At 43.5% G+C, this 18,985-nt stretch carries 22 protein-coding genes; 16 read left to right on the top strand and 6 right to left on the bottom strand.

Annotated elements, in window-relative coordinates; all coding sequences use genetic code 11:
* Nucleotides 1–28: 28 nt before the first annotated feature.
* Complete coding sequence (locus BM528_RS06035; RefSeq protein WP_071979111.1) at nt 29–676, bottom strand: Maf family protein; 648 nt, start codon at nt 674–676, stop codon at nt 29–31.
* 269 nt (nt 677–945) lie between these two features.
* On the opposite strand from BM528_RS06035, the gene yceD reads away from it, so the two are divergent.
* From yceD to BM528_RS05965, 14 genes are all read left to right on the top strand, one after another.
* Nucleotides 946–1,479 (top strand): 23S rRNA accumulation protein YceD, encoded by a 534-nt coding sequence (yceD, locus tag BM528_RS06030; RefSeq protein ID WP_071979110.1) that lies wholly within the window; start codon nt 946–948, stop codon nt 1,477–1,479.
* A 3-nt stretch (nt 1,480–1,482) separates the two neighbouring features.
* Nucleotides 1,483–1,653, top strand: coding sequence for a 50S ribosomal protein L32 (gene rpmF / locus BM528_RS06025; protein ID WP_071979109.1), 171 nt, complete (start codon nt 1,483–1,485; stop codon nt 1,651–1,653).
* Nucleotides 1,654–1,668: 15 nt separating this feature from the next.
* Entirely contained in the window at nt 1,669–2,694 is a 1,026-nt protein-coding gene (gene plsX, locus BM528_RS06020; RefSeq protein ID WP_071979108.1) for a phosphate acyltransferase PlsX, read from the top strand.
* Nucleotides 2,691–3,656, top strand: a complete 966-nt coding sequence (locus BM528_RS06015; protein WP_071979107.1) for a beta-ketoacyl-ACP synthase III — start codon at nt 2,691–2,693, stop codon at nt 3,654–3,656. The genes plsX and BM528_RS06015 overlap by 4 nt, the downstream gene beginning before the upstream one ends.
* 102 nt (nt 3,657–3,758) lie before the next feature.
* A complete protein-coding gene (gene fabD / locus BM528_RS06010) occupies nt 3,759–4,688 on the top strand; it encodes an ACP S-malonyltransferase (RefSeq protein ID WP_071979106.1) in 930 nt (309 codons plus the stop codon).
* A 9-nt stretch (nt 4,689–4,697) separates the two neighbouring features.
* Nucleotides 4,698–5,438 carry a 3-oxoacyl-ACP reductase FabG gene (gene fabG, locus BM528_RS06005; protein WP_071979105.1) on the top strand — a complete coding sequence of 247 codons (741 nt, stop codon included), beginning with the start codon at nt 4,698–4,700 and terminating at the stop codon, nt 5,436–5,438.
* A 199-nt stretch (nt 5,439–5,637) separates the two neighbouring features.
* Entirely contained in the window at nt 5,638–5,877 is a 240-nt protein-coding gene (gene acpP, locus BM528_RS06000) for an acyl carrier protein (RefSeq protein WP_032095800.1), read from the top strand.
* An 81-nt stretch (nt 5,878–5,958) separates the two neighbouring features.
* On the top strand, nt 5,959–7,197 hold the full coding sequence (gene fabF / locus BM528_RS05995) for a beta-ketoacyl-ACP synthase II (RefSeq protein ID WP_071979104.1): 1,239 nt from the start codon (nt 5,959–5,961) through the stop codon (nt 7,195–7,197).
* 131 nt (nt 7,198–7,328) lie between these two features.
* Nucleotides 7,329–8,249, top strand: coding sequence for an aminodeoxychorismate lyase (pabC, locus tag BM528_RS05990; RefSeq protein WP_083595221.1), 921 nt, complete (start codon nt 7,329–7,331; stop codon nt 8,247–8,249).
* Nucleotides 8,249–9,322, top strand: a complete 1,074-nt coding sequence (gene mltG, locus BM528_RS05985; RefSeq protein WP_071979102.1) for an endolytic transglycosylase MltG — start codon at nt 8,249–8,251, stop codon at nt 9,320–9,322. Before pabC ends, mltG begins: the two co-directional genes overlap by 1 nt.
* A 61-nt stretch (nt 9,323–9,383) precedes the next feature.
* Nucleotides 9,384–10,007 carry a dTMP kinase gene (gene tmk, locus BM528_RS05980; RefSeq protein ID WP_071979101.1) on the top strand — a complete coding sequence of 208 codons (624 nt, stop codon included), beginning with the start codon at nt 9,384–9,386 and terminating at the stop codon, nt 10,005–10,007.
* Between the two features lie 3 nt (nt 10,008–10,010).
* On the top strand, nt 10,011–10,892 hold the full coding sequence (locus BM528_RS05975) for a DNA polymerase III subunit delta' (protein ID WP_071979100.1): 882 nt from the start codon (nt 10,011–10,013) through the stop codon (nt 10,890–10,892).
* A gap of 121 nt (nt 10,893–11,013) precedes the next feature.
* The gene (locus tag BM528_RS05970) at nt 11,014–11,793 is read left to right on the top strand and encodes a TatD family hydrolase (RefSeq protein WP_071979099.1); all 780 of its coding nucleotides are present in this window, start codon (nt 11,014–11,016) and stop codon (nt 11,791–11,793) included.
* Between the two features lie 9 nt (nt 11,794–11,802).
* Nucleotides 11,803–12,360: a pyridoxamine 5'-phosphate oxidase family protein gene (locus tag BM528_RS05965; RefSeq protein WP_071979098.1), complete on the top strand. Its 558-nt coding sequence runs from the start codon at nt 11,803–11,805 to the stop codon at nt 12,358–12,360.
* 119 nt (nt 12,361–12,479) lie between these two features.
* Here BM528_RS05965 and BM528_RS05960 read toward each other — a convergent pair whose 3' ends face one another.
* Both BM528_RS05960 and BM528_RS05955 read right to left on the bottom strand, forming a co-directional pair.
* Nucleotides 12,480–13,115, bottom strand: coding sequence for an SDR family oxidoreductase (locus tag BM528_RS05960; RefSeq protein ID WP_071979097.1), 636 nt, complete (start codon nt 13,113–13,115; stop codon nt 12,480–12,482).
* A 102-nt stretch (nt 13,116–13,217) separates the two neighbouring features.
* Nucleotides 13,218–16,166 (bottom strand): ligand-binding sensor domain-containing diguanylate cyclase, encoded by a 2,949-nt coding sequence (locus BM528_RS05955; protein ID WP_071981186.1) that lies wholly within the window; start codon nt 16,164–16,166, stop codon nt 13,218–13,220.
* Nucleotides 16,167–16,380: 214 nt separating this feature from the next.
* Between BM528_RS05955 and BM528_RS05950 the strand changes: the two genes are divergently transcribed.
* Both BM528_RS05950 and BM528_RS05945 read left to right on the top strand, forming a co-directional pair.
* Nucleotides 16,381–17,289, top strand: a complete 909-nt coding sequence (locus BM528_RS05950; RefSeq protein WP_083595220.1) for a substrate-binding periplasmic protein — start codon at nt 16,381–16,383, stop codon at nt 17,287–17,289.
* A 35-nt stretch (nt 17,290–17,324) separates the two neighbouring features.
* Nucleotides 17,325–17,690, top strand: a complete 366-nt coding sequence (locus BM528_RS05945) for a DUF4870 domain-containing protein (RefSeq protein ID WP_071979095.1) — start codon at nt 17,325–17,327, stop codon at nt 17,688–17,690.
* A gap of 62 nt (nt 17,691–17,752) precedes the next feature.
* On the opposite strand, the gene BM528_RS18945 is transcribed toward BM528_RS05945, so the two are convergent.
* The 3 genes from BM528_RS18945 to BM528_RS05935 form a co-directional block, all read right to left on the bottom strand.
* On the bottom strand, nt 17,753–17,881 hold the full coding sequence (locus tag BM528_RS18945; RefSeq protein ID WP_269529746.1) for a hypothetical protein: 129 nt from the start codon (nt 17,879–17,881) through the stop codon (nt 17,753–17,755).
* Nucleotides 17,857–18,333, bottom strand: coding sequence for a YchJ family protein (locus BM528_RS05940; protein ID WP_071979094.1), 477 nt, complete (start codon nt 18,331–18,333; stop codon nt 17,857–17,859). The genes BM528_RS18945 and BM528_RS05940 overlap by 25 nt, the downstream gene beginning before the upstream one ends.
* 126 nt (nt 18,334–18,459) lie before the next feature.
* Nucleotides 18,460–18,897, bottom strand: coding sequence for a deoxyguanosinetriphosphate triphosphohydrolase (locus BM528_RS05935; RefSeq protein ID WP_071979093.1), 438 nt, complete (start codon nt 18,895–18,897; stop codon nt 18,460–18,462).
* Nucleotides 18,898–18,985: the final 88 nt, after the last annotated feature.

Genomic DNA, 18,985 nt, shown 5'->3' with positions numbered 1-18,985 from the left:
GCTTCAAACGGGGAATATCTCTTCAACGTCAAGCGGTAGCTAATTCCAATAGGTTGACGTTGAAGTGGTTAGACAAGATGTCGTTTAACAACATGATGGGAAGCCCAATGAGGCTGTTGGCATCTCTGCATTCTATTCGTTCAAATAAAAGTACGCCCATTCCCTCACTTTTAAAACTGCCCGCACAATCAAGGGGGCGCTCTTTTTCTACGTAGCTTTTAAGAAGAGAGACAGGATTGTGGCGAAAGTACACGCGAGTTTCTTCTACTTCAACAACGGTTGTATTGCTGCTCGCCTGGTGGACGCATACTGATGTAAAAAACGACACCACTTTTCCTTGGCAGCGAGAAAGCTGATCTACTGCGTTATCTGCATCTAAGGGCTTTCCTAGTAATAGTGACGTTGCATCTGTTTCGAGGTAAGCAACCTGATCACTACCAATAATGATAGGGCTTTGATTTTTGCCAACACTAAAAGTATTAGAGTTGTTAGCGTTAAGCTGAGCACTCACTGCGCGTGCTTTTTCTTCAGCTAAGCGTTTGCTTAGCTCGAGTGCGCTTTCGCTTGGCATAGGTGTTTCATCAATATCAGGGCTGACGGCGTCTACCTTAATACCGATATCGGCCAAAAGCTTTTTTCTGTACTGAGAAGATGACGCTAGTATTAATGTAGTCACTTAATTTGGCTCCTTTTTTCAATAAAAAAGCAATATTTGGTTAATCGGCCCTGAGGATTTATTCGCCCGCGCAGCATTAAGTTTAAATGCAGTGTAGTCTGACTCTCGTTTTCTCTGGAGCATTGAAAGAAGCTTAGCGACGAAAGCTAGGCCGAAAGAAGCTAAGCGGTGAAGTCGCAACAGAAGCCCCATTTTACAGTGTTTTATACCAAGTTAAATCGCATTTTTGCTTTGACACAGGCGGGGTGAGGCTATATCATGCGCGCCCTATGCAGAAAGTGAAATTACCCCATTCGGTTGAACCGACCAAAAGTGCCACGAAACGTTCCGATTATCGGGGCGTAATTCTGGCTAAAGACATGGAACGATTGAGCGGGGCAGTTGTCCGATGCAGTGAATATGTGGACGCAGAAGTACAGTTCGAAAAAGACGCGCAGGGTCTTACTGTTTTTCACGGCCATTTATCTACTGACGTCACACTTATCTGTCAGAGGTGTAATGGTGAACTCGATTTATCCGTGAATGCGGATTTCTGCTTTACTCCAGTGCAGGGAGAAGAGCAAGAAAGTGATGACATCATTCCCGAGGCTTACGAACCGGTAGAGGTCGACGACCACGGAGAAGTTAGTCTGCTTCAGATATTTGAAGACGAATTACTATTATCATTGCCCATAGTGCCCCTTCATGCAGAGTCGGAGTGTGCTGTGAAGCGTGATGAGATGTCATTCGGAAAGATTGAACCGGAACAAGAGCGACAAAACCCTTTCGCGGTTTTGAAAGAACTTAAGCGAGACCAGGAGTAAGTTATGGCAGTACAACAAAATCGTAAAACGCGTTCAAAGCGCGGCATGCGTCGCTCACACGATGCATTGACAGGCGCGACTTTGTCTGTCGATCAAACGTCAGGCGAAACGCACCGTCGTCACCACGTGACTGCTGACGGTTACTATAAAGGCAAGAAAGTAATCGGCGCCTAAGTCGGATACTACATTTTGTCTAAGCTAACCATCGCGTTAGATATCATGGGGGGCGATCATGGTCCCCCTGTTATCCTTGCTGCAGCCGTCAAGGCCATTCAGCTACATCCCAATGTTCGCTTCACGCTTTGCGGCGACGACTCCACAATTGAAAACGGCATAAGTTCGCTTACACCCAGCGAGCGAGAGCGTGTAGATATTGTACACTGCTCACAAACTGTCGAAATGGGCGAGGCACCCACATCAGCCTTACGAAATAAAAAAGATTCCTCCATGCGGCGCGCTGTAGAACTCGTTGAAAGCGGTGATGCTAATGCATGCGTTAGTGCCGGAAATACGGGCGCTTTGCTTACCCTGTCGTTCTACTTGCTTAAAACCTTATCGGGGATCGACAGGCCTGCTTTAATTAACATGTTACCCACCACGAGCAATCACAAGGTGTTTTTGCTAGATCTTGGTGCGAACGTAAACTGTACCCCCGAAATTCTTTTTCAATACGGTGTGATGGGCTCTGTCCTTGCACAAGAAGTTTCTGGTATTGCATCGCCTAGAGTTGCTTTGCTGAATGTGGGCGAAGAAGACATAAAAGGTAACGCACAAGTAAAGTCTGCCGACCAATTATTTAAAGACGCACCAGGGATAAACTACATCGGATTTGTGGAGGGGGATGATATATTTACCGACTATGCTGACGTTGTCGTTACCGATGGATTCACTGGTAACATTGCTTTAAAGTCCAGCGAAGGTTTAGCCAAGCTGGTGATTAATGAAGTAAAACGCCAGTCGCAGAAAAACCTCTACACTCGATTACTAGCCAAAATTGCCTTTCCATTACTGAAATCTATCTACAATAGCGTGAACCCCGACCAGTATAACGGTGCGAGTCTGATAGGATTGCGCGGCATTGTTATCAAGAGTCACGGAAATGCGCAAAAAGACGCTTTTTACTACGCCATTGTGCAAGCAATGAAAGAAGCAGAAATGCATTTGCCGGATAAGATAAAAACAAAGATAGAAACGGTATTGTTGGAGCAGCTTTGAGCAAATATTCTCGCTTTATAGGAACAGGCAGTTATTACCCCAGTGACGTGCGTACAAACGCCGATTTAGAAGTCATGGTAGACACCAGTGACGAGTGGATCACTGACAGAACGGGTATTAAAGAACGTCGAATTATTGGTGCGGATGAAACTGCCGCAACTATGGGGGCAGAGGCCAGTAAGAAAGCCATAGAAATGGCTGGCATCGACCCAAAATCCATCGACATGATTGTATGTGCCACAACAAGTGGTCGTTACGCACTTCCAAGTACCGCGTGTGAAATACAGCGTATGCTTGATTTAGACGGTATTCCCGCATTCGATGTTGCAGCGGCATGTGCTGGCTATTGCTATGCGCTTAGCGTTGCCGATCAATATATTAAGTCTGGTATGGCCAAGCGTATTTTGGTGATTGGTACCGACTGTTTAAGCCGTCTTATCGACCCAGCAGACAGAACTATGGTGATTTTATTTGGTGATGCTGCAGGTGCAACCATAATTGAAGCCAGCGAAGAGCCAGGAATATTATCAACGCATATTCACGCTGCAGGCTCATATGGTGATTTGCTTTATGTAGGTAACCCTACGCGAGGTGACGAACAGTCAGTTCATGAAAACTGGGGCGTGATGCGTGGCAACGAGGTGTTTAAAGTAGCGGTTAACAAGCTGTCGCAAGTTGTTGAACAAACCCTAGCCGCTAACGATATGCAAAAAACCGATTTAGATTGGTTAGTGCCACACCAGGCGAATTTCAGAATTATTAAAGCGACGGCGAAAAAGCTAAACATGTCGTTAGATCAGGTAGTATTGACGCTAGAACAATACGGCAATACATCGGCAGCGACAGTACCTACCGCGTTAGATACCGCTATACGCGATGGTCGAATTCAGCGTGGACAACACTTGTTGTTGGAAGCGTTTGGCGGCGGCTTTGCCTGGGCGTCTGCGTTAGTACGCTACTAATTGTTGAAAAGTGCCACAGGGCATCTTTTTGATATTAGTAGGGTAGAACACAAGATGCGCCATTTTTACTTCTAGAGGTTTATAAAATAATAAGGAAGCAGAATGACAAAAACAGCCTGTGTATTTCCAGGGCAAGGCTCACAAAGCGTGGGCATGCTAAAAGAATTGGCTGCTGATTACCCCGTTGTAGAGGCAACATTTAAAGAAGCGTCTGAGGTGTTAGGTTACGACCTCTGGAAGCTTGTTCAAAACGATGCCGATGGCCAATTAAACGAAACCCACATCACGCAGCCAGCATTGCTTACAGCAAGTGTTGCAACGTGGCGCGTTATTCGTGAACAAGGCTTAAATGTAGATTATTTAGCAGGTCATAGCTTGGGTGAATATTCAGCCCTTGTGTGTGGTGGGGCAATGAAATTCGCTGATGCGGTAAAGCTGGTTGAAGCACGAGGCAAATATATGCAAGAAGCCGTACCAGCAGGTGCGGGCGCTATGTTTGCTATTATTGGGTTAGACGATGCTTCTATTGCCAATTTATGTCAGCAAACCGCCATTGCTACTGGAGATGTTGTTGCACCGGTTAACTTTAATTCGCCAGGGCAGGTTGTTATAGCGGGCGAAAAAAGTGCCGCAGAACAAGCCGCTCAGGCGTGTAAAGAGGCGGGTGCTAAACGTGCGCTGCCACTAGCCGTAAGTGTACCGTCGCATTGCGAATTAATGCGCCCAGCCGCTGATAAGCTTGAAGATGCTCTTGCATCTCTTTCGGTCTCAGAGCCCACTATAAATATTGTTAATAATGTTGATGTGACTATTGAGACTCAAGGAGAAGCAATTAAAAACGCGCTAGTGCGCCAATTATTTTGTCCTGTGCAATGGACTCGAACCGTTGAGTATTTGGCTGCTGCAGACGTAGAGCGTGTTATCGAAGTTGGTCCAGGAAAAGTACTGACCGGCTTGAACAAACGAATTAACAAGAGTCTTGAGTCTCTTGCTGTGAATACACCTGAGGGTGTGGAAGCATTAAAACAATAAGGAAATGCGATGAGTCAATTAGACGGTAAAGTTGCCCTTGTTACTGGTGCAAGCAGAGGTATTGGGAAAGCCATTGCTACTGCTCTTGCAAATCAGGGGGCTACGGTCATTGGTACCGCAACAAGTGACAGTGGTGCTGAAGCTATATCGGCCTACCTCGGCGCTTTTGGTGGCAGAGGCCTGGCGCTAAATGTTACTGACAAAGACAGCGTTGATAGTGTGTTAAAAGATATCACCGCTGCCGAGGGCGGCATTGATATTTTAATTAATAACGCAGGCATTACTCGCGATAATCTTTTATTGCGCATGAAAGATGATGAGTGGCAAGATATTATCGACACCAACCTGACATCGATATTTACGCTATCTAAAGCCGTGCTTCGCGGTATGATGAAGAAACGATGCGGGCGAATTGTAAACGTAGGTTCGGTGGTAGGTAGTGCTGGAAATGCGGGGCAAGCGAATTATGCCGCTGCAAAAGCAGGGGTGATTGGGTTTTCGAAATCAATGGCAAGAGAAGTTGCTTCTCGCGGGATCACTGTTAATGTTGTAGCCCCTGGTTTCATCGACACAGATATGACAAAGTCATTGTCTGATGACCAAAAAGAAGCCATTTTTAAAGATATTCCAGCAAACCGTTTGGGCTCTCCTGATGAAATTGCCGCCACTGTTGCCTTTTTAGTGAGCGACGGTGCAGCGTATATTACAGGCGAGACCATCCATGTAAACGGTGGGATGTACATGGGTTAAATTCGCAAAAATTGCGAATTTTGTTGAGTTTAGGGTGGTATTTACCCAAACTTGGATGTAAAAATAGTATTTAAATAATTTCGAATGTCGCTGGTTTGACCAGAAAATTAGTTTACACTGGTGCTTGCAAGGAACGACCTAGCAAAATAAACTAGCGACACTTTTGTTATCTAGTGACGTTTAAGGGAAACCTAGAATTATGAGTAACATTGAAGAACGCGTTAAGAAAATCATCATTGAACAGCTTGGCGTTAAAGAAGAAGAAGTAAAAGCAGAAGCTTCATTCGTTGACGATTTAGGCGCTGATTCACTTGACACTGTTGAGTTGGTAATGGCTTTGGAAGAAGAATTCGATACTGAAATTCCTGACGAAGAAGCTGAAAAAATCACTACTGTACAATCAGCAGTTGATTATATTAATGCTAATAAAGACGCATAAGTCTTAATTTAGTTACGAAACGGCTCTTTTTTAGAGCCGTTTTTGTTTCTCCTACTTTTAGTTCCAAAGCGAGGACTTTTTGTGACAAAACGTCGCGTAGTGGTTACCGGAATTGGGATGCTTTCACCCTTGGGTCTTAACAGTGAAGACACATGGCGCAAACTGCTCGCAGGCGAGAGCGGCATAGGTGAAATCACTCACTTCGACTGTAGTAACTATTCAACCCGTTTCGCAGGTCAAATTAACGATTTTGATCCTTTGGATTATATCGATAAAAAAGAAACCAAGAAAATGGACCGTTTTATCCAGCTGGGTGTTGCAGCGGGTAAACAAGCACTAGCCGATTCCGGATTGCCTATTAACGATGATAACGCTCACCGCGTAGGTGTCGCGATTGGTTCAGGTATTGGCGGTCTTGAGCAAATAGAGCAAAATCATAGTAAGTTGCTTAACAGCGGGCCAAAGCGAGTATCTCCTTTCTTTGTGCCTTCAACCATAACGAATATGATCTCTGGCTTCCTTTCCATTATGGAAGGATTAAAAGGGCCAAATATCAATGTTGTTACCGCGTGCACAACCGGCGTTCATAATATCGGTATTGCAGCAAGAACCATTGCTTATAACGATGCAGACGCCATGTTAGCAGGAGGGGCGGAGGCAACTATTACGCCGCTAGGTATTGCAGGTTTCGCTGCTGCTCGCGCGTTGTCGTCTCGTAACGACGATCCTAAAGCAGCTAGCCGCCCGTGGGACAAAGATCGCGATGGGTTTGTCATGGGCGAAGGCGCTGGTGTAGTGATGCTTGAAGAGTACGAATCAGCAAAAGCACGTGGTGCTACTATTTATGCTGAACTTGTCGGCTTCGGCATGAGCGGTGATGCTTATCATATGACGTCACCACCTGAGGACGGTGAGGGTGCTGCAACGTCAATGCAAAACGCATTGTTGGATGCGAAGATTGATCCAACCGAAATTGGCTACATAAACGCTCACGGTACGTCCACACCGGCAGGTGATGTCGCTGAAGTTGCAGCAGTAAAACGCGTATTCAACGAGCATGCTTACGATCTTTTAGTTAGCTCAACAAAATCTATGACGGGTCACTTACTTGGGGCTGCAGGCTCTGTAGAAGCCATATTCACGATATTGGCATTACGAGACAAGATGGCACCACCGACTATTAATTTAGACGAGCCTGGTGAGGGATGCGACCTCGATTTTGTCGCCAATAAGGCGAAAATGTTTACTGCCGACCACGCGTTGTGCAATTCATTTGGTTTTGGTGGAACCAACGGTTCACTTGTATTCAAGCGCCTTTAATACCGCGTAAAACCATATACTTGCTAAAAATACAAAGGGTGATACATGCTATGTGTCACCCTTTCTTGTTTGCCTTTGGCAACTTGGTATACTGCACCCATCCCCAATGTATTTAAGATGTTTAACAGGCAGTGAAAATAATACCTCCAAATATGCCTATACCCGCTAGTGATAGGGCGTTTAATTACGGTGACGGTGTCTTCACAACAATGTGTATCTGTAACGGACGAGCCGAATTGTTATCGTTTCACCTGTCTCGTCTGCTGCACGATGCTACAGCGATTGGTCTTGTTATCGACACTAGCGCCATTAAAAACGCAATATTGAAAGAGATAGCGAATAATTCACCTGAATCAGGCAGTGTGGATGAAAAATATGTTCTTAAAATTCACGTCTCCGGCGGTGAGGGCGGGCGTGGGTACAGTCGTAACGAGCAGAACCCACCTGTAGTAAGACTTACAAAGCATGAATATCCCTCCCATTATAACGTTCTCTACAGTACGGGGTTGAAGCTAATTTGTGCACAAACCGCACTGGCAATTCAACCAATTCTCGCGGGGGTTAAGCATGTTAACCGTCTCGAACAGGTACTGATAAAGCGTGAAGTCAGCCTTGCGAATGTAGATGATGCAATAGTGTGCGATACGCAAGGTAACGTGATTGAAAGCAGCGCCGGAAATATATTCTTTTTTACAAACAATATGTGGTGCACTCCATCGCTTCACGGTAGTGGAGTCAATGGGGTCGTACGGCAATGCTTACTTGATGCTTTTGAAAAAAATAACATTCCCCATGAAATTGGCCAATTTACTACCGATGAAATTAAGTGCGCCGAGTGCGTGGTGGTAACCAATGCGCTGATGAAAGTGATGCCGGTAAAATCTGTTAGATTCGATAACGACCAATCTACGTCTTTTCCCGTAATGGGCGAGCAAATCCAATCCATTTCAGACTTATTATCATCGCACCTTCAACAGCTATCTTATGACTTAGGTGAGGTGGAGTCAGCAAGGCAGGGCTTTGCAACGTCGCTAGAAAAGGAAATAAGGTAGTGAAACGTTTTTTAATTCTTACTATTACGTTCGTCATACTACTTTGCCTATCTGGCGTGGCAGGCGTGTTTTATGTGATTGATAAAGTGCAAGCACCGCTTCGTATTGAGCAAAATACGCTGTTTTCCATTGAAAGGGGAGGCAATGCATATCGCACGGTCAAGCGTTTGAGAAACGAAGAAGTGACGACTATTTCTCCGCTTATCGCCAAAGTATGGCTTAGATTTTTTGCCCAAAGCACTGACATAAAGTCTGGAACTTATATGCTGCAACCTGGGCAATCGTTGGCGGATGCTTTTGCTACATTTACCAATGGCGACGAATATCTTTTTTCCGTCAGTCTTGTTGAAGGGCTAACCCTTGCTCAGTGGCAAGATACCTTAAAAGGTAATGGCGAAATACAATTTGATTTGACAGAGAGAACGCTGGCGCAAACCGTTTCGCATTCAATGCTTCTCGCTGGCAATACCAGTGTTACTGCCACAACTACGAGTGGTTCAGAAAATAGCGAAGGCTGTTGTGATAGTATCAAAAACCCGGAAGGACTTTATCTGGCAGACACCTATTTTTTCACCAAAGGAACCAAAGCCAGTGAGATTTTGACGCGCGCTAATAAGGCCTTGTTTGAATTTCTAATGATAGAATGGAAAAATCGAGATATTGACTTGCCGCTTTCTACACCTTACGAGGCATTGATTTTAGCGAGCATTATCGAAAAAGAGACCGCCGTACCCGAAGAGCGTGATTTAATTGCGGGAGTATTTGTAAACAGGCTGAATAAAAAAATGCGTCTGCAAACAGACCCTACAGTGATATACGGTATCGGTCCTACGTTTGATGGGAACATTACCCGCAAGCATTTGCGCACAGCAACGCCATACAATACCTATGTTATTAAAGGGTTGCCACCAACGCCTATAGCGATGGCCGGTAAAGCAGCAATAAAAGCTGCACTATCACCAAGAACAACCGATGCGCTATATTTCGTTGCTAAAGGTGACGGAAGTCATCAATTCTCAAATACCCTCGAGGAGCACAATGCCGCCGTACGACAATTTCAATTAAAACGTTAGAAACATAGCGTGGCGTATTGCAGCTTCAAGCAATCATCAAAACAGAGATCGTAATAAAATAATGAATGGAAAATTTATAGTCGTTGAAGGACTTGAGGGCGCTGGAAAAAGCTCGGTGATAAGTCGTATAGTTGATGAACTTAAAAGTGCCGGTAAAACTGTTGAGCAAACCCGCGAGCCTGGCGGTACCCCTATGGCAGAAGCTATTCGAGATTGCGTTAAACACGATTGGGATGAGCAGGTTGCCGAAGAAACAGAGTTATTATTAATGTACGCGGCAAGAGTGCAGCTTTTGACCAACCGTATTCGTCCCGCATTAAAAAAGGGGTATTGGGTAGTAGGCGATAGACACGATCTTTCATCGCAAGCCTATCAGGGCGGTGGAAGAGGGGTTTTAGAATCGACCATGCGATCTGTGAGCGAGATCGCACTGAAAGGCTTTAAGCCACACCTTACTGTATATCTAGACGTAGATCCCGCTGTTGGATTAGAGCGTGCTCGCGGTCGTGGTGAGCTTGATAGAATAGAGCAATCTGGACTGGCTTTTTTTGAGCGTACTCGTGAGAAGTATTTAGCGCTGGCAAAGTCTGACGACAGTATTGTGACCATAGATGCAATGCAGCCAATGGAGAAAGTTCACAGTGCTGTTTCTGCATTAATCAAGCAATATGTTATGGGTAAATAATTCATGTTTCCGTGGTTTTCTGACATTTTTCGTTCATTTAACTCCCGTTATCTTGCGAATAAGCTTCACCACGCAGTATTGCTTAGTGGTGCCAGTGGTATTGGAAAATATCAATTGGCCCAAGAGCTTGGTAATACCTTGCTATGTAAAGCGCCCTCGTTAGAAGGAGCCTGTAATCAATGTCAGAGCTGTTATTTGCGGATTGCGGGTAATCATCCAGATTTGTATGTATTGGAAAGCGAAAAGCAGCTAGGTGTTGATAAAATTCGTGAAGGGATTGCAAAGTTAAGTGGCACCGCTCAAATGAGTGGTAATAAAGTGTTACTTATTCCCAATGCAGATACCATGACAGAAGCGGCTGCCAATGCATTGCTCAAGACTCTTGAAGAACCAACTGCAAACACCTACTTACTTCTCATAACTAATAGTGTGACTAAATTAATGCCCACTATTTTAAGCCGCTGCGAAAAACATGCTTTAGGTTTACCTAGCGTAGAACTAAGTTTGAACTACCTCAAAGATAACGGCGTAGAAGATGCTAGCGAGGCGCTGCTTGCCGCTTATGGTCATGCTCCTCTGCGAGTAGAAGCTGCTTTAAAAGGCGAAGAGGAGTTTAGCTATAGAACGTTTAATGATGACTTTCAGGCTTTGTTGGCAGGGGATGCAAACAGCCAAGCCCATAGACTGGCAAAGAAATGGCAGGATAACGCGGTTTTAGCCGCTCAGTGGTGTATGCAAAAAGCCCGTGGAGATTATATGAATAGTCAAAACTCTTCAGATTACACTCGCTATGTTAAATGTGTTGAGGTAACGAAAACATTGCAACATCCGGGAGTGAACAAATCCATGGTATTATTTGGGTTACTTAAGCAGTTTCAGCGATAGACATATGTTGTAACTAAGTGTGCCAAGAGTGCGAGGCGCGCTTTCAATTCATTATTTTTATTCACGAGCTAGGGAATACATGCTGGCTCTAAATCATGATTAACAGTATTAAAGGTTTATTTTGTTTGTAGATTCTCACTGTCATTTGGACAGATTAAAACAAGGTCCTGAAGAATTAAAAGAAACACTCAACTTTGCCCGCACTCGAGGGGTAGAGCATTTCTTATGTGTGTGTGTCTCGGTGAGTGACTATGACAGCATGCGTGATGCAGTAAGTGAATTTGATGACGTGTCTGTGTCTTGTGGTGTGCACCCTTTACATCAAGATGAGGCGTGTAGCTACGATGAGTTATTAGAAAAGGCACAACACGGCGATGTCGTTGCTATTGGAGAGACGGGGCTCGACTATTTTTATAGCCCAGAGAGTAAAGATGTTCAATTAACGTCATTTGTAGACCACATCAAGGTTGCCAATGAAACCAAAAAGCCGCTTATTATTCACACTCGTGATGCCCGAGAAGACACCATTAATTTGCTAAAAGAGCATAAAGCACCAGATACTATTGGTGTGCTGCATTGCTTTACAGAATCGTTAGAGATGGCCGAGGCGGCAATAGATATGGGCTTCTACATATCCATTTCGGGCATTGTAACGTTTAATTCGGCAGATGAATTACGAGAAGTGGTGAAGTCTATTCCTATTGAGCGGTTGCTAATTGAAACTGACTCTCCTTGGTTGGCACCCGTTCCTCATCGAGGGAAACAAAACCAACCCGGTTACGTTGTTGAGGTAGCAGAGTTTATTGCCGAGCTAAAAGGTATTTCAGTAAAAGAACTCGCACGGATTACAACGGAAAACTTTTACACGCTTTTTGCCTTAGCGAAAGATAAGGCTGCTTAGGGAGTTGTTATGCCATTATGGCGTCAGAATTTAGTTAAAAGCTTACATAAAACGCGAAGTGTCCCTGAAAGCCGGTATTTTCAGCTGGCAACGGCAAACCAAGAAGGTATTCCGTTTTGTAGAACTGTTGTGCATCGTGGGTTAACTGACGATAACAGCTTAATCGTGATATCTGATACCCGTACCGAAAAGTATCAACAGTTGGTTCAAAACAATCGATGCCATGTTGCCTGGTATTTTGCCAAAACTCGTGAGCAGTATCGCTTTCATTGTTTGGCGGATATATTCACCAAGGAAGAGTCTCCTGACCTGGTTGAAGCGCAATGGGATAAGCTGTCAGACGCAGGGAAAAAGCAATTTCTGTGGGGAACACCTGGCACGCCGAGAAACGGCGAGTCTGCGCTGCATGTTGAGGGCGATTACAACACTATTCCAGCGCACTTTTGTGTTTTAACCTTAAATATCGAAACCGTAGATTATCTGAATTTGCGTGGTAACCCTCAAAATCGCGAATGGCATGAAAAGAACGAACGTGGCGATTGGGTCAGTCAGTCATTAATTCCTTAAATCACTGTGAAAATACAATTATAAAATAACCCACGTTGCCGCTTAACGAGCTGACGTGGAGGTCGAAACGCGGGTTATTTTTAATCTGAAGAAAATACGTTTTATTTTATATAGCGTATTTACTCAAATATTTGAGATATCGGCTCTTCACCCTTAAACAGATAAGTGATCATGTTGTCTTCATTTGTGCGGCCAACACTTTCAACAATTGCAGTTGCCACATCTTCACGTGGGATCACTGCATCACTTTTGTTATTGGGCATATCGGTGCGCACCAGATGTGTACCTGGCTCATTTAACAAGGTACCGGGGCGTAAAATGATATGTTGAATACCACTGTTAATTAAGTAGTCATCAGCAACGTGTTTTGCTACCAAGTAAGGTTTTATTGTGCCGTCTACTGAATCTGGATCGCCAGCGCCTATAGAGCTGACCATTACAAACTTGGGCGTTTGGGCTTCTTTGGCATAGTTTACCGCTTTTATCGCAGCCCACAGGTCAATCATAATAGTTTTATCAGCACCGGTGTTTCCACCAGAACCTGCTGTGAAAACGACAACATCAACATTTTTAAAATGCGATGAAGAGTCTTTTTCAAGATCTTGCTCAATCACCTGTAAGTTGTCATTTTCAATGTCCGATAGTTTGTCAGGGCTTCGGACAGGGGCGAGAACATGATGGCCCCGTTTGAGAAGTTTGCCGGTTGCTTGTTTTCCAATTTGGCCCGACGCGCCAAGTACGAGTACTTTCGCCATTATTTTACCTCCATGAATTAAATGTCATTATTAATAGCCTTCACACAGATAACAGATCAGTTATTGAGACAAACAACATTTATGTAGGTTAAATAAAATGCCCTAGTTTACGACAGTGTTTCTTCCAAGGGCTTTGCCCTCGTAAAGCTTTTTATCAACGGCTTGTATGCAAGCTTCAACACTTTCATAATGTTTTATTTCTGCTACACCGCAGGTAATACTGACTGGAACTTGCTTTCCTTGAACTTTGATGGGGTGTTCGGCCACTTTTTTTCTGAGCTTATCGGCTACCCAATAGGCTTCCTGCACATTAAGTGCCGGCAAGAGGATCAAAAACTCTTCGCCGCCCCATCGCGCAACAATGTCATTAACTCTCACGTTTTCTGTCAATATTTTCGCAACATCAATAAGCACCGTGTCTCCAACGCCGTGACCATGCGTATCATTGATGGTTTTGAAAAGGTCTATATCTATAAGAATCAATGAAAAAGTATGCTTATAACGAAAAAACTGATTCCACGCTTCAGTGGCACGCTGTGAAAAATAGCGCCTATTCTTAAGGCCTGTTAACGCATCTTCGGTTGATAGCAGCGTGAGTTTTTCAACGGCGCGATTAAGATCTTCGGTCCGCTTATCTACTAACACAGACAACTCTTGCGAGCGCAATTGTAGCGTTCTGAAGCGCAACCAAAGCATTGTAGAAATAAGAGCTACTATAGTGAGTAGTATGAGCGCACGCCAAATAGGCATATCCCACCAAGGCGGAATAATGACAATTTCAATTTGAGCCTCATTGCTGCTCCATTTATTCTCTTTGTTGATTGCTTTTACGGTAAATCGATACCTGCCTGGATCTAAATTAGTATAGGTGGCAAGCTTTGATTTACTGTCTGTATAGCGCCAACCCGATTCAAAATCTGACAGTCGGTATGCATATCGGAGAGTGTCTGCATTGATAAAATCTAAAGCAGAGAAGGCGAGAGTAAAGGATATATCCTCAGGGTATAGTTCTATGCGATCGCCAACTTGATTAATTGACCGCATTTCACTGCCATTCGTCTGGTTGTTGCTAATGACTTCCATGCGAGTAATGTGTATGAGTGGCGACCAGGGTTTATCTTGAACGTCACTGGGGTTAAATCGTGTTATACCTTTTGCTCCGCCAAGAATAATGGTGTTGTCACGAGTTTGTGTGGCTGCTCCAATATAATATCCGGTATCAATGGCACCGCTTTCTGAGCCATAAAAGGAGAGCGTTTGTAAATCAGAAGCAAGGTGGGCAATCCCTTTGTCCGTGGTGATCCAAAGACCATTTTGCTCATCTTCAACAATTGCACCAATAGATAAACCTGTTATTACGCTGTCTGGCTTAATACGAGTAAGCTGTAATGTGGAAAAGTCCTGCTCAGAGATTGTCATAAAGTAAAAGCCATTGGCTTGAGTTGCCAACCAATAGCCGCCGCGACTAGATTTAGAAATCCATGTAACAACAGACACGTCTTTCAATAGAGGTGAAAAATCTCTTACGTTGATGAGTTCTCCGCTGAATTTGTTCGCGAAATACAAACCACCTACTGTGGTCAACCAAGCATTTCCATCCTGTTCATGCAAAACTCTGGTGGTTAAGGGGAGGGGCCATTGTCTTACTACCTTATCGTCTGAAGGACGATAAACAAAAACACCATCGCTGTATCCTCCATACCAAACGTCTCCGTCAGAATCTACATTCAGGCTATATCCCGACTTACCTTCAAGCGCAACGGCATTAAGGTTTTTAGTGTCGGGATTAAACTTAGACAGTCCAGAGCGTGTAGCTACCCACACATCATTTCTCACCGAGTCATAATGGACAGCCAACATTTTCTCATTAGCATTACTCGTCGTTGCATCCGTCGAATTGACTAAATAGGGGCCTTTGGAAAGGTCGTTGTTGTAATCGTAATTCCACAACCCTTTTTCGTTAACTAGCCAAACGCTATCATTGTTGGAGGAGACAGAGGTGACAATTCTTCCGCCGCCCACTTCTGTTGAGTAAAAATTAGCTAGTATTGGGTCGCTCACGGCAAAACCATCGTCCTTCATGGCAGCGATAACTAAACCTTCTGAGGTTTCAAAAAGTGCTGAAAAGCGCTCGTCTTTGGTCGACCTAGCCGTTACCGGAGTAGTAATAACAGAAATGGGGCTATGGCTTGGAAGTAGGTTTAAGCCACGCTCTGTCGCTACCCATACATCTCCATTATTTTGTACTAATATGTCGGTAACGTAATCGTCTGACAGACCTTGTTCTGTGGTGATGCAGTGCTCACTGAGGTCATACTCGCGATTAAGAGGATTAAAGATGCAAGCACCGTGATTAGTTGTTGCTATCCAAATTCTTTCGTCTTCTGTAGCGACAATTCGTGTCAGATTTTGCTTTTCTAACGCCACCAGCTGCAGTTTTTTATTCAGTGAATCTAATTTATATAAGCCCGAGGTGGAGGTAACGTAGAGCACACCGTCTACCAGCTCCACATCTGTAAGTGTGCTTGTAGGGTTAGGCAGATAAGCCATAAGCAGAACTTCGCCTAAATCGTCAGAATACTTATACAAATTTCTATCTGATATTATCCAAGTGGTATTATCTGCAGTGTTTTTTATGCGGTTAATAATAGCGTTATTGATTGCTTCTGATGCGGGTAACGTAAAGTGGGTAAACTTCTCATTATCCACATTGAGCCGACTTAAGCCGCCAAATGTCCCAACCCAGATAAATTTTCCATCAGGACTTGCCTCAACCTGAAGAGCGGTGATCGATTGAAGGCCAGAATTACTTTCGCCCTCTATCAGGCCAAAATTTCTAAAAGAATACCCATCAAATCTATCAATGCCGGCTTGTGTCGCCAACCATAAAAAGCCATCCTTATCTTGAGTTGCATCGGCTAGAGAGATATGGGCGAGACCGTCGTTGACGGTGTACTGCGAAAAGATTGGCGCTATGGGTTTAGACCAAGATAGCTGTGCGCAAGAGGCCGCAAACCAAATAAGTGAAGTTAACGCGAAAAAACGCCTCATTGAAATAACCACAAAATTCCATCTACATAATCATACATTTAACTTACGCTAAATTCATAAACAAGCAACAATACGTTAGTAGCAAAATACTGATTGATAGGAAAAAGCCGGAAAAAGTTTTGTTATTTTTGAGGTCTGCGTATTTTTATCGCCTATGTTTCACGTTTTTTCGCGCTCACTAAAAATTTGCTAAAACTCGCTAAATTTACAACAAATGTTGAATAACAAAACGGTGATGACTGCTTTATTATTAAAATCTCTTAACAATAAAGGGATGGATATGTTCAGAAATTTGTTTTCATCAATAATGCTGTGTTCAATTTCTCTTCTATTTGCTGGCTATCTTTATGCCGCTGAATCTATAAAACTCTTAACAGCTAATACACCACTATTCAGTGAGTTTGACGATGAAGGCAATGTTCGAGGGTACTCAATTGACTTCGCATCCTCTTTGCTGGATTTGGCAGGCATTAAAGCAGACATAACACCTCTGCCTTTCGCACGATTAGTGAGAGAGTTGCAACGTGGGCAATTAATGATGGCGACAGGCATTGGGCGAATAAAACAAAGAGAAGATCATTACTTTTGGATAGCGCCACTAACCGCAACCGATATAAACCTCTACGGGAAAACCTTAAAAATACCCAACTCACAACAACGCTCAGGTACTTCAAAGACTTCAGTAGCTGTAATGAGAGGAGACTACAGAGCAGAATTGGTAAAAGAAAATCCGCAGTTTGCTTTGCATGAATACAATTCTTGGGCGCAGGCTATTAATGCAGTAATAAAAGAACGAGTTGATGCGGTTTTCTTTTCAGACACAGGTATACGAATATACTGTCAAAGAAATAAGCTGGACTGCTCTCAAATTCGTAAATTGGTTCACGCTGACACAGTCTATAGTTATCTAGTAATGCCGAAAACAGAAGACAATCAAGAGCTTGCTATGACTTTAAAGGAATCGTTGAGTACCTTTTTGCAAAGCTCTAGGTATTTGGCTATTAAACAGAGATGGCAGCCAATGTTAGAAAATCATTTATCGGGAGTATGGCTAAGCAATGGTGTAATTAAATTTGGCGAAATATCAAATGAGCATTATCATTTAGCAGGCTCTTCTCAGTAGAGCCTACTCAATTATAATTACAAGAGGGAATACATATGACAACGGAAGAAAACATGTATTGGGGACTTACAGTAAGAACCTACTGTACGCTAATTCACGTGAGTCAGCTCACCAGCATAATTGTTCCAGGCTTGGGGCTTATATTACCTATTATTATGTGGATAGCTCATAAAGATCAGAATGAAGATATTGATAAACATGGAAGAGTCACTGCGAATTGGTTAATTAGCCTAGTAATATACACGGTTATATGCGGTATTTTGCTTTTGATTATAATAGGCGGCTTCGGGTTATTAATATTGGGGATTCTAAATTTGATCTTCGCGATCGTTGCGGCACTCAAGGCTAACAATGGCGAACTCTGGCATTACCCACTAAGTATCAAATTTTTTAAAGTTTAAAAACGTTTAGGCTTTCCGCTTGAGCTGACTTCTCAAGTTATGCATCTACGGCAGGGAGTTACTTAAACGCCTGGTAAGCGCCTGCCGCCCTCTATACTCTTATCGATAACCACCTTACCGATAACCGCCTTATCGATAACCACGTATTTTTCGCTAACCTGTCCGCCTATCTCACTTTTGTTGCACAACACTGCTTGAATTTTTTATTGTTTCCGCAAAGACACGGCAAGTTTCTACCATATTTTATTTTACCGCAGTCATCATGAAGGGTACCGTCGTGATAACGCCACAGTCCGCCCTCGATGATAAAGCGCGATGTCTCGTGTAACTGAAAGAGGTGCTTATTTTCAAAGTAGTAGGCAGTAAACTCGACGGTATCTGAACTAGGTTTACTGTGTGTTGAAGTATGGACTTTAAGAGCGAACCAATGAGCACCGCTAGCGCTACTTTCAAGGTTTTCTGATGTTATCCCTTGACGCTTTTCCTCTGAATACGTGTCGCGAACATAGTCGTATCGCTTGATTGCATATGCAGTAAAACGGGAGCGCATCAATTGTTCTGCCGTTTGAGGGCTATCTGTACCGCTGATGAAGGGAGCACAGCAATGCTCATATGAGCTTGTGGAGCAGCAAAAGCAACGCATAAAACTAGTTGGTATCCAAGATTAATTCAATCGTTCATGTTACACCGCTCATAGTACAATACACGAGTGTACTAGCCAAAAACTTTGCTGTTATTGACTCAACTTTCTCGCTTTGTATTTCTGTTTTTACCAAGGCCCTACAGCAACATTTCTGTTTTGGGTATTACTGTCCACTTTTACGTTCACTAAACTCACCGAGTAAAGCTCACAAAGCTTACGGATCATATCACTGTCAGTAGGCTGTAAATCTAAATCTATATTTTCTACATACAGTGTTTTGCACTGGCCGCCTGTAATTAGCTTACTTATCCATTCAGGCACTTTCTCCTTTTCAGGCTTTTGAATACGAATAGCGTTCATCACGTCTTTAGAAAACGAAACTGAACTAGAGAGTAAATAATTCCACCCTTTGTCGTTATTTACTCTGTTACCTTCTCTGTTACTTTCTCTTCCTTCGCCAGGAAAACCTTCAATAGGCAACGGGAGTTGCACAACATTTTGGACTCCAGAACCGAGAAGGGAAGTACGAAGTGCATTAAGTCGACAAACTGGTGAATTACTCATAGGACATACCTTATTTTTATAAAACCACGTTAACTGTTTAAGTATACAGTGTGTATGTGTATACAGTAGTTTTATCCAGTGTGATTTG

The organism is Alteromonas sp. RW2A1 (assembly GCF_001886475.1).
In the GTDB taxonomy this organism is placed as follows: Bacteria; Pseudomonadota; Gammaproteobacteria; order Enterobacterales; family Alteromonadaceae; genus Alteromonas; species Alteromonas hispanica.
This window is presented reverse-complemented; position numbering and strand designations above follow the sequence as displayed.